The 14,389-nt window shown below is 69.9% G+C and carries 11 protein-coding genes and 1 tRNA gene; 6 read left to right on the forward strand and 6 right to left on the reverse strand.

The features are described 5' to 3' along the window. From pknB to V7004_RS12090, 6 genes are all read right to left on the reverse strand, one after another. Positions 1–1,843: Stk1 family PASTA domain-containing Ser/Thr kinase (gene pknB / locus V7004_RS12065; RefSeq protein WP_334144247.1), on the reverse strand; the 1,843-nt coding region annotated here is incomplete at its 3' end. Positions 1,844–1,883: 40 nt separating this feature from the next. Then, on the reverse strand, positions 1,884–3,362 hold the full coding sequence (locus V7004_RS12070) for a peptidoglycan D,D-transpeptidase FtsI family protein (protein ID WP_334144248.1): 1,479 nt from the start codon (positions 3,360–3,362) through the stop codon (positions 1,884–1,886). Further along, a complete protein-coding gene (locus V7004_RS12075) occupies positions 3,359–4,699 on the reverse strand; it encodes an FtsW/RodA/SpoVE family cell cycle protein (protein WP_334144249.1) in 1,341 nt (446 codons plus the stop codon). The genes V7004_RS12070 and V7004_RS12075 overlap by 4 nt, the downstream gene beginning before the upstream one ends. Next, positions 4,696–6,027, reverse strand: a complete 1,332-nt coding sequence (locus tag V7004_RS12080; RefSeq protein ID WP_334144250.1) for a Stp1/IreP family PP2C-type Ser/Thr phosphatase — start codon at positions 6,025–6,027, stop codon at positions 4,696–4,698. The genes V7004_RS12075 and V7004_RS12080 overlap by 4 nt, the downstream gene beginning before the upstream one ends. Continuing rightward, positions 6,024–6,509 (reverse strand): FHA domain-containing protein FhaB/FipA, encoded by a 486-nt coding sequence (locus V7004_RS12085; RefSeq protein ID WP_334144251.1) that lies wholly within the window; start codon positions 6,507–6,509, stop codon positions 6,024–6,026. Before V7004_RS12085 ends, V7004_RS12080 begins: the two co-directional genes overlap by 4 nt. Before the next feature lie 55 nt (positions 6,510–6,564). Continuing rightward, positions 6,565–7,224 carry a DUF3662 and FHA domain-containing protein gene (locus tag V7004_RS12090; RefSeq protein WP_334144253.1) on the reverse strand — a complete coding sequence of 220 codons (660 nt, stop codon included), beginning with the start codon at positions 7,222–7,224 and terminating at the stop codon, positions 6,565–6,567. 89 nt (positions 7,225–7,313) lie between these two features. On the opposite strand from V7004_RS12090, the gene V7004_RS12095 reads away from it, so the two are divergent. From V7004_RS12095 to V7004_RS12120, 6 genes are all read left to right on the forward strand, one after another. Then, positions 7,314–7,398: transfer RNA gene (locus V7004_RS12095), tRNA-Leu, on the forward strand. A gap of 218 nt (positions 7,399–7,616) precedes the next feature. Beyond that, positions 7,617–10,223: a nitrite reductase large subunit NirB gene (gene nirB / locus V7004_RS12100; RefSeq protein ID WP_334144255.1), complete on the forward strand. Its 2,607-nt coding sequence runs from the start codon at positions 7,617–7,619 to the stop codon at positions 10,221–10,223. Next, positions 10,220–10,693 (forward strand): nitrite reductase small subunit NirD, encoded by a 474-nt coding sequence (gene nirD / locus V7004_RS12105; protein ID WP_334144256.1) that lies wholly within the window; start codon positions 10,220–10,222, stop codon positions 10,691–10,693. The genes nirB and nirD overlap by 4 nt, the downstream gene beginning before the upstream one ends. A 178-nt stretch (positions 10,694–10,871) precedes the next feature. Further along, complete coding sequence (locus tag V7004_RS12110) at positions 10,872–11,981, forward strand: uroporphyrinogen-III synthase (protein ID WP_334144257.1); 1,110 nt, start codon at positions 10,872–10,874, stop codon at positions 11,979–11,981. A gap of 154 nt (positions 11,982–12,135) precedes the next feature. Next, on the forward strand, positions 12,136–13,650 hold the full coding sequence (locus V7004_RS12115; protein WP_334144258.1) for a NarK family nitrate/nitrite MFS transporter: 1,515 nt from the start codon (positions 12,136–12,138) through the stop codon (positions 13,648–13,650). 5 nt (positions 13,651–13,655) lie between these two features. After that, on the forward strand, positions 13,656–14,389 hold a 734-nt coding region (locus V7004_RS12120; RefSeq protein WP_334144260.1), incomplete at its 3' end, for a 4Fe-4S dicluster domain-containing protein.

Below are 14,389 nucleotides of genomic sequence, written 5' to 3' on the forward strand. Positions count from 1 at the left end.
CACCACCTCCCCCGCCCGAGACGGTGGTGGTCGTCGTTGACGTGGTGCTGGTGGTCGAGGTCGTGGTCGTCGTGGTGGTCTGGGGAGGCCCGGACGACACGATCAGCCGCACCGTGCTGCCCTTCGGGAGCTCGGTGTTCGCCGGAGGATCGGTGGCGATCACCGTCCCCGCCGGCACGGAGGTCGAAGCCTGCTGGCTCTGGGTGACCCGGAAGCCGCGCTGGCCGAGCGCGTTGGACGCCTCGGCCACGGTCAAACCGGCCACGTCCGGCACCGTGACCGGAGCCGGACCAGCGGACACGACGATCGTCACCGCCGAGCCTCGCTCGGCTTGGGTCCGACCCGGCGGATCCTGGGAGATCACCTGCCCGGCGGGCACCGTGTCGTCCTCACGCTGGCGGACGTCGGGCACGAACCCGGCGCGCTCGATGAGCGACCGGGCTGCAGCTTCCGTACGACCGACGACGTCGGGGACTTCGGCCTTGCCCAGACCCGCGCTGACCCGCAGCGTGACCACCGAGTCACGGGCCGCCTTCGCGCCGGGTGCCGGGGTCTGCTCGAAGACCTGGCCGGCGGGCACATCGGCGTTGGGCTCCTCTCGGATCTCGGAGTTCAGCCCCACGCCGCTCAGGCGGGCCTGCGCCTCCTGCACGGTGAGGCCTCGTACGTCGGGAACGGTGATCTCCTCGCTGCTGCGGCTGAGCCGGAGACCGAGCACCACCAGCACGCCGGCCAACACCAGCAACAGGATGATCATCACGGCCAGGAAGGCACTACTGCGCTTGCGTGGCGGCTCGCTCGGGCCGGCGTACTCGGGCTGCACGCCGGTAGCCGGGCCGGTCGGCGTGCCCGGCCCGCCGACCCCCGCACCGACCTGGGTGGTCGGCACCGCCACGGTCGGATCGCCCGTCACCGCGCCCGCTGCGGACGCCGCCGCCCCGACACCCAGCGCGGCCCCGGCGGCGGCCCTGCTCGCACCGCCGGAGGCGGCGACCGGCTTGCCGTCGAGGAATCGCCGCAGGTCGGTGCGCAGGTCCTCGGCCGAGGGATACCGGTCGGCAGGGTCCTTGGCGAGCAGCTTGAGGTCGATCGCCTCGAGCGCGGGCGGCACCCCCGGGTTGATCGCCGAGGGCGGCTCGGGCGAGTCCTGCACGTGCCGGTAGGCGATCGCCACCGGGGTCTCGCCCGAGAAGGGTGGCCGGGTGGTGAGCATCTCGTAGAGCACGCACCCGAGGGAGTAGAGGTCCGAGCGGGGATCGATGGGCTTGCCTTGCGCCTGCTCGGGCGAGAAGTACGTGGCCGTACCCATCACGGCCCCCACCTGGGTCAGGTTGGCCTGGGTGGCCTCCGACGACGCCGCCTGGGCGATGCCGAAGTCCGCCACTTTCACCTGACCCGTGGAGGTCAACAGGATGTTGCCGGGCTTGATGTCCCGATGGATCACCCCGTTGCGGTGGGCGAACGCCAGCGCGGCCGCCACGTCGGCCGCGATCTCCGCGGCCCGGGTGGGGTGCAGCGGGCCCTCCGTGCGGATGATCTCCGACAGGCTGCGACCCTCCACGTACTCCATCACGATGAAGTAGGTGCCGTACTGCTGTCCCCAGTCGTAGACCGCCACCACGTTCGGGTGGTTGAGGTTCGCGGCTGCCCGGGCCTCCCGGCGGAACCGCTCGACGAAGGTCTCGTCCTTGGCGTACTCAGGGAACAGCACCTTCACGGCCACCGGCCGGTCGAGCAGCAGGTCCCGGGCGAGGTAGACATCGGACATCCCGCCGCGGGCCACCTTCCGATGCAGCTCGTAGCGTTCGTTGAAGACGGTGGGAGCTCGGGGTTCGTCAGGCATGACCGGCCCAGCCTACGTGAGGCCGCGCCGGTGCCGAGCGTCAGCCGCCGGCCTTGACCGCGAGAGCCTGCTGGAGCACGGCTCGTGCGATCGGAGCGGCCACCCGCCCCCCGGTGAACTCGCTCGCGCCGGGCTGGTCAAGCACCACCACGGCCACCGCGACCTGCGGGTCACCGGGCGGGCCGCCGAAGCCGATGATCCAGGTGTGCGAGCGGGGCGGCTCCGTGCCGAGCTGAGCGGTGCCGGTCTTGCCACCCACCTCGTACCCGGGGATGGCCAGGGCGCGCGCAGTGCCGCTGCGCACCACGCCGATCATCGCGTCACGGATGGTGGCCGCATGCTCGGGCGTCAACGGCTGCTTCCAGGTGCTCGGCGCGAACCGGCTCACCACCTGCTGGTTCGCGTCGCGGACCTCGCTCATCACGTGGGGGCGCATCATCCGGCCACCGTTCGCCACCGCCGCGGCGACCAACGCCATCTGCAGGGGCGTGGCCTGGACGTCGTTCTGGCCGATCGAGGACTGCGCGAGCTTGGGAAGGTCACGGGTGAAGTTCGTGGGAAACACCGAGCGGGCGGGAGCAGGCAGATCGATGGGCGGCGCATCGTTGAACCCCCACGCCGCGGTGCCCCGGACCATCTCGTCGGGACCGATGGTCTCGGTACCCATCCGGGCGAACGCGGTGTTGCAGGAGACCTCCATCACCTGGAACAACGTTCCCCCGCAGGCGGAGCCGCCGAAGTTGAAGATGGGGACCTGGGTCTGCGGTGGCGTCCAGCTCCGCTCCACCGGGTAGACGGGCTCCTCGGGGGTGACCCTGCCACTCTGCACGCCCACCCCGGCGGTCACCACCTTGAACGTGGAACCCGGGAAGTAACGATCCTGGTACTGGTGGGCACGAAGCGGCTGCCCCGGCGCGGCGTTGAGCAGCTTCCATGCCTGCTCGACGTCGCCGTGGTCGAGACCGGCGAGGGGGCTGGGGTCAAACGACGGGTAGCTCCAGAACGCGAGCAGCTCACCCGTCTTGACGTCGATGGCGACCACCGATCCCTCACGCTCACCGAGCGCGTCGCGAGCGGTCTGCTGCAGATCCTTGCGGACCGAGAGCACGACGTTGCCGACATTCTCCCGCTGGACGAACAGGTCGCCGAGGCCCCGTAACTGCTGCTCGAGGGTCTGGCCCGAGAGCTGCGCGGCGTACGCCTGCTCGACCCCGGACGCGCCGTACCAGAAGGAGAAGTAGCCGGTCACCTGGCCGAAGAGCTCTCCTTCGGGGTAGATGCGGATCCGTTCGAACTCCGAGTTCGGGTCCGGGTTGTCGATGGACGTGGCGAGCACCGCGCCGTCAGCGGAGAGGATCGATCCCCGGGGCCGGTTGAACTCTTTGCGGATTCGGGCCGTGTTGAGCGGGTGCTCCGCGTACTCGTCGGCTTGGAGGACCTGCACCCAGTTGAGCATGGCGAACAGCGCGACGTAACAGGCCAGCAACCCGATACCGAGGCGGGTGATCTGGCGGTTCACGGTGCACCTACCGACGCCACGACTTCGGGCTTGCGGGCCCGACGATTGCTCTCGTCGGAGATGCGCAGTAGCAGCGCGATCAGGACGTAGTTCGCTACGAGGGACGACCCGCCGTAGGACACGAACGGCAGGGTGATGCCCGTCAACGGCAGGAGACGGGTGACCCCACCAATGATGATGAAGGCCTGCACCCCGATGAGGGTGGTCAGGCCGACGGCCAGCAGCTTCTCGAACGGCTGGTCCGTGCGGATCGCGATGCGCAGACCCGAGCCGATGACCATCAGGAACGCGACCAGCACCAGCGTCGCCCCGAACAGGCCGAGCTGCTCACCGATGGAGGCGAAGATGAAGTCGCTCTCGGCGAGCGGAATGCGCACCGCGCCGCCGAGCCCCAGCCCGGTGCCTGCCAGCCCGCCGGCGGCCATCGCGAAGGCGGCCTGGATGATCTGGTAACCGGTGCCGTCCGGGTCCTGCCAGGGGTCCAGCCAGATGTCGACCCGGTCCTGGACGTGCCCGAAGCGGTGGAAGGAGAACCAGGACCCTGCGAGAAACAGCAGCGCCCCGATGATCAGCCACGACGGCCGTTCGGTGGCAACCCAGAGCATCACGATGAAGAGGGCGAAGAACAGCAACGAGGTGCCGAGGTCCTTCTGGCTGATCATCACCATGAGCGACACCGCCCAGGCGAGAAGCACCGGACCCAGGTACTTCGGTTCAGGGACCCGCACGGGTCCGAGCCGCCGGGGGCTCGAGCGGAGCAGCTCCCGCTTGTCGACCAGGTAGCCGGCGAAGAACAGTGCGAGGACCAGCTTGGTGACCTCGCCGGGTTGGAAGTTGATCGGCCCCAGGCTCACCCATATGCGGGCCCCGAAGCGTTCGCTGCCGAGACCGGGCACGAAGGGCAGGATCAGCAGTACCAGACCGGTGAGCAGGAAGGTGTACCGGTAGCGCTGGAGGTCGCGGATGCGGGGGACGACCAGCAGGGCGGTGCAGAAGGCGACCACGCCGATCGCGGTCCACGTCGCCTGCGCGGCCGCGAAGCTCTCCCTCCCCCGGGCATCGAGCCCGGCGATCACCACGTAGCCGATGCCGTTGAGCAGGGCCGCGATCGGCAGCAGGACGGGGTCGGCTTCCGGGGCGTAACGCCGCACCGCGATGTGGGCCACGAGGAACAGCCCCAGCACGAACAGGAGGAACGGGCCCAGGTTCACCGGGATCTCCGCGGTGGTGCCGAGGCTGGCCAGCACGTAGGCACCCGCGGTGGCGACGACGGCCAACAGCACGAGACCGAGCTCGGTGCTCCGCCGGCGAGGGAAGGGCTCGGCTCGCACGCTCACTGCGGCGGCGGCTCGACCGTGGGCGTCGGTGCAAGCCCGGTGGTGGTCCCGGTTGTGGCGGTGCCGGGCGTCCCCGGGCTGGGCAGGCCACCCGATGGTGCGGGCCGAGCCTGGGCGCGGATGCGATCGACGTACTGCTCTGCTTCGAGCAGCGAGCCCTGCTCCTTGCCCTTGTCGAGCTCCGCCTGCAGCGCCACGTCAAGTTGCTCCCGGGTCAGGTCGGTCGGTTCTCCCTGGAGCTCGGGCTGCAACCAGAGCACCCCACCGGGCTTACCCCGGAAGATCGCGACCTGGTCCCCCTGGAACCCGACGTAGTACGTGCTGGTGCCCGCGTAGATGATGCTGCCCACCGCTGCGCCGATGATCGCCAGGAGCACCACCAGGAACACCGCCACCCGCCAGGTGACCCATCGGGCTCGAGGCGAGGGGGCTGCGCCGCCCGCCCCGGGCCCGTCAGCCGGCCCGCCCGCATCTGCGCCGCCGGGATCGGAGCTGGCCATCGCCGGTTCGCCAACCGCTGCTGCGAGCACCCGGTCACGCCCGTCGACCCGAGCGGCCACGCGCCCATCCGTGGGGGACGCGGCGGGATCACGACCCTGGTCATCGATCACGTCCACGACGATGCAGGTGATGTTGTCCCGTCCCCCACCCTCGTTCGCCAGCCGCACCAGCTCATGTGCCGCGTCGGCGGGATCCGCCAGCCGGCGCAATGTCGACGCGATGCGGTTGTCGTCGACCTCGTTGAACAGGCCGTCGCTGCAAAGCAGGTAACGGTCGCCGACGAACGGCACGATCTCCCACGAGTCCACCATGACCCGCTCGTCGATCCCGAGCGCCCGGGTGAGGATGTTGCGCTGGGGATGGACGGCGGCCTCGGCCTGCGTCAGCCGCCCCTGCCGTTCGAGGGTCGCGACCAGGCTGTGGTCGTCGGTGATCTGCTCGAGCTCGCCGCTGGTGAGCAGGTACAGGCGCGAGTCGCCGACGTTGACCACCCCGAGCAGATCCCGGTCTCCGTCGCGAACCAGGGCCATGGCGCACAATGTGGTACCCATGCCGCGCAGGTCCGGGTCTTCACCGGCCTTGGACACGAGCACCGCGTTCGCCTCCTGGACCGCCTCGACGAGATCTTCGGTGGTGTGCGGACCACCGCGATCCAAGATCCGAGCCCGGAGCTCCTCGACCGCCAGGTGAGCGGCGACCTCGCCGGCCTTGTGACCACCCATCCCGTCGGCGACGACGAACAGCCCGTCCGCGGCGAGCAGGAAGTCCTCGTTCGCCGGCCGGACCCGCCCGGTGTCGGTGGCCGCACCCCAGGCGAAGGCGGTCACCGGAGCTCCAGCACGGTGTTGCCGACCTGGATCCGGTCGCCCTTCTGCACCACCATCGGTCCGGAGACCTTCTGGCGGTTGAGATAGGTGCCGTTGGTCGAGCCGAGGTCCTCGATCAGGTAGCTGCCATCCCTCGTGAACACCCGGGCGTGGAGCTGGGACACGTAGGTGTCGTCGAGGGTGACCTGGCAGCCCGCCGCCCGCCCGATGGTCACCTCATCGCCCAATGGGAAGGTCGTCCCTCTCTGGGCTTCCGGCTCGAGCACGGTGAGCGCCGGTGGGCGGTGCCTGCGACCACGCTTGACGTCCTGCCCGGAGGCTGGCGCGACCGGACCAGGGACCGCGGCGACGGCGCGAGCGGGTGCGCCCGCCGGTGACGGGGCCCGGACTTCCGCCCAGACCGCCCGCAGCACCCGGAAGAAGAACAGATACAGCAGGGCGAGGAGGCAGAGCTTCAGGATGAAGAGCAGCTGCTCGGACACTGGAGCACGAGATTACCGGCGGCCCCCCTCGAACCTCATGACAGGGCGGTTCCGGTCAGGAGGCCTGGAAGCCGATGCGGGTGTTGCCGACCGTCAGCTCGTCGCCGTCACGCAGCTCCCGTTCGCTCACCGGGACCCCGTTGACCCGGGTGCCGTTCGTGGAGCCGAGGTCGATGACCACGAAGCCGTCGCCGCGGGGGCGGATCTCCGCGTGGCGGCGGCTCACGTTGGCGTCGAGGATGGTGATGTCGCATTCGTCGAGCCGACCGATGAGCACGGGGTGCTCGTCGAGCACATAGCGCTCCCCGTTCGGGAGCAGCAACGAGCCGGCGCCGACACCACTGGGACCTTCCTTCATCCGAGAGACGATCGTGAAGGTGCCGGTGCGCAGCGCCGGATCGACCGTCAGTTCCACCGCCACCGGGCCGAGAAACGAGTAGGACTCGTCGCGAGCGTGCTCGCGCGCCGCGTCGCACAGCTCTCGGCAGAGCGTGTCCTCAATGTCGGCGAAGCGCTCGTGGTCCTCGGGGCTCAGGGCGATCGTGAAGTCGTTGGGCACGACGGTGCGCCCCCGGACGTCGACCGAGCGGTTGTCATCCAGCTCGCGGGCGAGCCGGCGACCCAGCTCGATGGGCCGCAGACCACTGCGGAACATGCGGGCGAAGGCCCCCTCCACCAGGTTCTCCAGCTTGCGCTCGAACCCCTTCAGACCCACGCCGGAACGATACCCGGGGACCCGGGCGATGCCGGGTCCGACGTTCGTGAGCGGCCGGTGGGTCGGCTACCCTCACAGACCGTTCACTCGCGCGAGTGGCGGAATTTGGTAGACGCGCAGGATTCAGGTTCCTGTGTCCGCAAGGACGTGGGGGTTCAAGTCCCCCCTCGCGCACTGGACTGCCCCGAGAAGCGCCGCCGACAGGTGGGGGTGGCGCCGGGGTGACCTCGCGAGACCTCACAGCCGCTTGCGGCCAGCGTGAGATCCCGCACACCCACCACTCCGAGGAGCCAGTGGGCTGTCGACGACGGTTCACAGCTCCGACACCGCCGCGCAACCGGATCGGGGTTGACTGACGACGAGCCGCTCCCCTCACCGGAAGGACTCGTCGCATGCAGCAGCCGCATCGCGTGGTCATCGTGGGCAACGGTATGGTCGGGCACCGCTTCCTCGAGGAGCTGGCGGTGTCCAGCGCGATGCACCTGCTCGACGTGACAGTCGTGGGTGCCGAACGCCACCGCGCCTATGACCGGGTGCAGCTCTCGTCGTGGGTGGATCACCGTTCGGCGGAAGCGCTGTGCCTCGTCGAGGACGGCTTCGCCGACGCGCACGGCATCACCGAGCACCTCGGCGACCCCGCCGTGCGGATCGACCGCCGGACCCGGACCGTCCTGACCGCGAGTGGATGTGCCTTCGGCTACGACACCCTCGTCCTGGCGACGGGGTCGAGGCCGTTCGTGCCGCCGATCCCCGGCATCGACTCACCGGGCGTCCACGTCTACCGCACGATCGACGACCTGGAAGCGATCGCCCATCTGGCGGCACAACCTGGGGTTCGCCGCGGGGCGGTGCTCGGCGGTGGGCTGCTCGGCCTCGAAGCAGCCAACGCGCTCCGCAACCTCGGCCTCGAGACCCACGTGGTCGAGCTGGCGGATCGCCTGATGCCGATGCAGCTCGACGCCCCCGCCGCGGCGGCGCTGCGACGCCGCATCGAAGCCCTCGGCCTCGAGGTGCACACGGGTGCCGCGTGCACCGCCATCCACGGCAACGCCGACACCGGACACCCGAGGGCCGTCGAGCTGACGACGGCGGACGACCACCCGGTCGAACTGGCCGTCGATCTCGTCGTGGTCGCCGCCGGCATCCGACCCGAGGACGCGCTCGCCGAGGAAGCCGGCCTCGCACTCGGCGAGCGAGGCGGGGTGCTCGTCGATGCCGAGATGCGCACCACCGATCCCGTGGTATGGGCGATCGGGGAGTGCGCGGCGGTCGAAGGCCGCACCTACGGGCTCGTCGCCCCCGGTTACGCCATGGCCCGCATCGCTGCCGGCCGGCTCGCCGCTCTGGTCACCGCCGAGCAGCCCGACCCGAGCCTGTCGTTCTCCGCTCCCGAGCCCACCACCAAGCTGAAGCTGGTAGGGGTCGACGTCGCCAGCGGCGGTGACGCGCACGGGTCGACGACTGGCTGCCGGTCCGTGGTGTGGGACGACGAGAGCTCCGACACCTACCGCAAGATCGTGATCGACGGTGACCGCCGGATCATCGGTGCGATCCTCGTGGGCGACACCAGTGGCTGGCCCCTCGTGCAGCGCGAACTGTGCGCCCCCACCGGCGGCGTGGATCCCCACGCGCTCGTGCTCCCCGAGGGGCTCACCGGCGTGCAAGCGTACAGCGCAGCGAGCATCCCCCCGGAGGGATCGGTGTGCTCGTGCAACCGCGTCACCCGGGCGAACCTGAGCCGGGCGATCGCCGAAGGGTGTCACACCGTCGGTGACCTCAAGCGCCGGACCAGGGCGGGCACGGGCTGCGGCGGCTGCCTACCCGTCGTCGAACAGGTCCTGGGGGAAGAGCTCGCCGCGGCGGGCATCGAAACCCGCCGGGGCATGTGTGAGCACCTTCCCATCACCCGCCAGGAGCTCGTCGACCTGGTGCGCATCCGGGGCTTGACCTCCCTGGCGGAGGTGGTCACCGCGGCCGGCGGCACGAGCGTCATCGGCTGCGAGGTCTGCCGGCCGGCCCTCGCCTCGGTGCTCGCCTCGCTCGGCAACGGCTACATCCTCGACGGGGAGCAGGCCGCGCTCCAGGACACCAATGACCATGCGCTCGCCAACCTCCAACGCGACGGCACCTATTCGGTCGTCCCTCGCATCCCCGGAGGGGAGGTCACCCCGGCGGGTCTCATCGCGATCGGCGAGGTGGCACGGGACTTCGGCTTGTACACCAAGATCACCGGGGGCCAGCGCATCGATCTCTTCGGGGCGCGGCTCGAACAGTTGCCTTCCATCTGGGATCGGCTCATCACCGCGGGCTTCGAATCGGGCCATGCGTACGGGAAAGCGGTTCGCACCGTGAAGTCCTGCGTCGGCCGCACGTGGTGCCGATACGGCGTGCAGGACTCGACCGCCATGGCGATCGCTCTGGAGCTGCGCTACCGGGGACTACGAGCACCCCACAAGATCAAGATGGCGGTGTCGGGATGTGTGCGTGAGTGCGCCGAAGCCCAGTCCAAAGACGTCGGCGTGATCGCCACCGAGACGGGCTGGAACCTCTACGTCGGGGGCAATGGGGGCATGCGCCCCCGCCATGCCGACCTCCTCGCTGAGGGACTCTCCGACGCAGAGCTGATCCGCACCATCGATCGGTTCCTCATGTATTACGTGCGCACCGGGGACCGGCTCGAGCGAACCGCGACCTGGATCGAGCGCCTGGAAGGAGGGGTCGACCACGTTCGTGAGGTGGTGATCGCCGATTCGCTCGGGCTGGCCGACGAGCTCGAAGCAGCCATGGCCGCACACGTCGCCAGCTACGAGGACGAGTGGGCGGCCACCCTTGCCGACCCGACCCGTCGGGCGCGCTTCACGTCCTACATCAACGCCCCGGACACGCCGGACCCCACCATCGTGCACGTGATCGAGCGTGGCCAGCCTCGGCCACTCCCGCCCGGCGAGCACCCGGGCGCCGGCGAGCGCGCCACCGAGTCGCCGGTGGTACTGCGATGAGCGTTCTCCCACGCTCGGTCGAGCCCTGCCCCCGGTCGGAAGCACTGACAGCCGCCGAGGACGATGACTGCGCCTGGGTCGAGGTGTGCCACCTCGAATCGATCGAGCCCGGACGAGGGGTGCGGGCCCTCGTCGGCGGGTATGCGGTCGCCCTGTTCCGGGTCGACGACGGTGCTGACGCCACGGTCGGGAGAGTCTGGGCTATCGGCGACATCGATCCCTGCACGGGCGTCAGCGTGCTGTCCCGCGGTCTGCTGGGATCGCGATCGGTCACCGGCGGCATCGAGCTCTACGTCGCTTCCCCACTGCGCAAGCACCGGTTCGCGCTGCACGACGGCTCGTGCCTCGACGAACCGTCGTCAGGGGCCGGCGCATGGGCGGTGCGGGTCAGGGATGGCCGGGTCCGGGTGAGCCGTGAACCCGTGGTCGCTCCGAGCTGCCGGCAACGCCGACCAACCCAGGGCACCTGAACGTGTCTCAGTGAATGCTCATGGACGGGCAATCCTTCCGAAATCGTGAGGAAACACCGCTCGACCAGCATGCCTCGCCATGATCAGCTCGACTCCAGCCGTCGACGCTGAAGCCCCTCGCCACGCACGCCACCCGACACGGGGCTTGTGCGACCCCGTTCAGCTGCCGGAACGGCCGATGGCCGGGTACACGGTGGCGGTGACCGCCGACCGGCGCGCCACCGAGCAGGCGGAGCTGCTGCGTCGCCGAGGGGCAGAGGTCCTCCACGGGGCGGTGATCCGAACCCTGCCACTCGGCGACGAGCCAGCCCTGCGCGATGCCACCGCTGCGCTCATCGACAAGCCGCCAGATGTCGTGGCCCTCTCGACCGCTATCGGAGTCCGAGGCTGGTTCGGTGTCGCCGAATGCCTGGGACTCGGCGATGCGCTGTGCCAGGCACTCGACGGAGCAGTGGTGCTGGCCCGCGGTCCGAAAGCCGCGGGCACCGCCGCGAGCATCGGTCTCGAGGTGGACTGGGTGACGCCCGACGCCACCCACGACGAGCTCGTCGCACACATCGCGGTCCTTGCGGCCGACCGTGCCAGCCGGCAGCCCCTTCGGGTCGCGGTGCAGCTCGACGGCGCCGGGTACGCCCTCGCGAATCGGATCCAGACCCTCGGCGTCGATGTGGTACCCGTGCCCGTGTACCGATGGACCCTTCCCGAAGACCCGGCACCCGCGACGCGGGTCATCGGCGCGGTCGCCGACCGATCGGTCGACGCGGTCACCTTCACCTCCGCACACGCCGTGAGCAACTTCGTCGAGCTCGCGGCCGCCGCCCACCTCCTGGACCAGGTGAGAGCCAGCCTCGACCGATCCGTCGTGGCGTGCGCGGTCGGGCCGGTGACCGCTGCTCGGCTGCGAAGCAGCCGTCTGGCGTGCAATCCGATCGAGCCGTCACGCCCGCGCCTCGGCGCCATGGTGCGGGCGCTCGCCACCGCGCTGGGGGCTCGCAGCAGCGTTCTCCGTCTGGGAGGCCACGAGGTCCTCGTGCAGGGGCGGCTCGTGTCGGCCCGTGCTTCCCAGCCCGTGCTGCTGACGGACCGCGAACGTGAGGTGCTGAAGGTGCTGTCCCGGCGACCAGGTGCAGTGGTGTCCAAACAGACCTTGCTCGCCCAGGTGTGGGACGCCGACAGCGATCCGCACGTGGTCGAGGTGACGATCGGCCGGCTGCGCAGGCGCCTGGCCGACGCAGGATTGCGTGTGGAGACGGTGGTGCGACGTGGGTACCGGCTGGTCAGCGAGTGAGCCCTCCTGTCTCACAACTCCGGTCGTCTGCCGTGCAGGGGCCGTGAGGCACGCGTAACGGGTCCTACACACCAACGAAACCGCCCAGCATCACACTGCGGCCATGCACACCAGCCCGACCTGCGAGACTTCACTCCCATCGTCGGTGTCGCGGATGAGCGACGCGATCGCCCGAGCCCGAGGCATCTGGCGCTTCGAGGGGCGTTACCGGGTCTTACACCTGACCTGGCTTGCGTTCTTCCTGAGCTTCGTCGTGTGGTTCAACTTCGCCCCCTTCGCCAGAACCATCGGGGAGCAGCTCGGCCTCAGCACCAGCCAACTGGTGGTGCTTGGCCTGTGCAACGTGGCCCTGACGATCCCGGCGCGGGTCTTCATCGGCATGGCACTCGACCGCTTCGGTCCCCGACGGGTCTACGCCTCCGTCCTCATCTACGCCCTTCTTCCCTGCTTGGCGTTCGCGACCGCTCAGAGCTACGGGATGTTGGTGGCGAGCCGCCTGGCGTTGAGCGTCGTCGGCGCTGGGTTCGTGGTCGGCATCCGCATGGTCTCCGAGTGGTTCCCACCGAACGAGCTGGGGACCGCCGAGGGCGTCTACGGCGGCTGGGGCAACTTCGGCTCCGCCGCCGCAGCGTTCAGCCTGCCGATCATCGCCGGGGTGATCGGCGGACCCGACGGCTGGCGGTGGGCCATCGCCCTCACGGGCGGTGCATCGGCCCTCTACGGCGTCTATTACCTGCGAGCCGTGACGGACACGCCTCCCGGTCGCCGCTACGCCCGACCGCGACGGCAAGGTGCCCTGGAGGTCACGAACCCGGGCGCCGTGCTCGCACTCGCCGCGCTCACCATCCCACTCACGCTGGCGCTCGGGCTGATCGCCTGGCGGATCCACCACGTGGGCGCCATCACCACGCCGGTCTTCCTCGCAGCGATCGGCGCGATGATCGTGATGCTCGCCCTTCAGCTCGTGGCCGTGCTCCGGGTCAATCGCCCGGCTCTCCGCGACGAGTACCGAGAGGAAGACCGCTACCCGTTCCGATCGGTCGTGGTGCTGTCGATCGCCTACTTCTGCACCTTCGGCTCAGAGTTGGCCGTCGTGACGATGCTGCCAACGTTCTTCTCCGAGACCTTCGGTCTCGAGGCCGCTGCGGCCGGCATGGCCGCCTCGGGCTTCGCGTTCATGAACCTCCTGGCCCGCCCATCCGGTGGGCTGCTCTCCGACCTGCTGGGGAGCCGCAAGCGGACACTGTCGGTCCTGCTGGTCGGCCTTGCCGCCGGGTATGCACTCATGGCCGCTATCGGCAGTCGCTGGCCGCTCGGGGTGGCGATTGCCGCCTCCATGGCGTGCTCGTTCTTCGTGCAGTCTGCTGAGGGTGCGGTCTTCGCCATCGTGCCGCTGGTCAAGAAGCGGGTCAGTGGCCAGATCTCGGGGATGGTCGGTGCCTACGGGAACCTCGGAGCCGTCGTGTTCCTCACCGCGTTGCTGTTCGTCGGGACCACGACCTTCTTCCTGATCATCGCCGCCGCCTCAGTCCTCGGCCTCGTCGCCATCCGATGGCTCGTCGAGCCCGCGGACTCGTTCAGCGCGGAGCTGCTCGAAGACGAAGCCCTGGGCGTCGACGAGTCGAGCGACCTGCCTGTCGGCGCGGCACTGTCCCCAGCGACCGCCTGAACCACATGGGCGACGCCTTGGCACCAACCACCCCGATCGACGAGTACCTGGCGCGCCAACGCTCCCTCACTGCGGTCGAGCGCTTCACCGAGGCGCACGAGCGTGGGCCGGTCGCTCTGGAGATGCGCCGGTGGAGCGACCTTCTGCCCGCCACACCGCCCGCCCCCGGTGAGCAGTACGCCTTCGACGTGGACCTCGACCGCTGCACGGGATGCAAAGCATGCGTGACGGCGTGTCACAGTCTCAACGGCCTCGACGGCGACGAGTCGTGGAGGCGAGTGGGGACCCTACGGGGGATCGATCCCGCGACCGGGTCCGGCATCATCCAGACCGTCACCCACGCCTGCCACCACTGCATCGATCCCGCGTGCCTCTCGGGATGCCCCGTGGACGCTTACCGCAAGGATCGGGACACGGGCATCGTGGTCCACCTCGACGACCAGTGCATCGGTTGCCTGTACTGCACGCTGATCTGTCCTTACGAGGTTCCCGCACCGCACCGCGAGCTGGGCATCGTGCGCAAGTGCGACCTGTGCGCTGGCCGTCTCGCTCAGGGCGAGGCTCCCGCATGCGTCCAGGGCTGCCCGAACGACGCCATCGCCGTCACCGTCGTTCGGGTCGCCGATGTGCTGGCAACCGTCGCCGCAGACGCGGGGGCCCAGCTCGTGCCGGGAGCGCCACCGTCGTCACTCACGCTGCCCACGACCACCTACCGGTCGGCGCGCCCGCTCCCCCAGGG

This window comes from Rhabdothermincola sp., from assembly GCF_036846205.1.
GTDB lineage: Bacteria > Actinomycetota > Acidimicrobiia > Acidimicrobiales > Acidimicrobilacustridaceae > Rhabdothermincola.

Excerpts from the sequence above, each read along its gene's own strand:
- nirB (WP_334144255.1), top strand. The coding sequence starts at position 7,617 with ATGCAGCAGCCGCATCGCGTGGTCATCGTGGGCAACGGTATGGTCGGG.
- nirD (WP_334144256.1), top strand. The coding sequence starts at position 10,220 with ATGAGCGTTCTCCCACGCTCGGTCGAGCCCTGCCCCCGGTCGGAAGCA.
- V7004_RS12110 (WP_334144257.1), top strand. The coding sequence starts at position 10,872 with ATGGCCGGGTACACGGTGGCGGTGACCGCCGACCGGCGCGCCACCGAG.
- V7004_RS12115 (WP_334144258.1), top strand. The coding sequence starts at position 12,136 with ATGAGCGACGCGATCGCCCGAGCCCGAGGCATCTGGCGCTTCGAGGGG.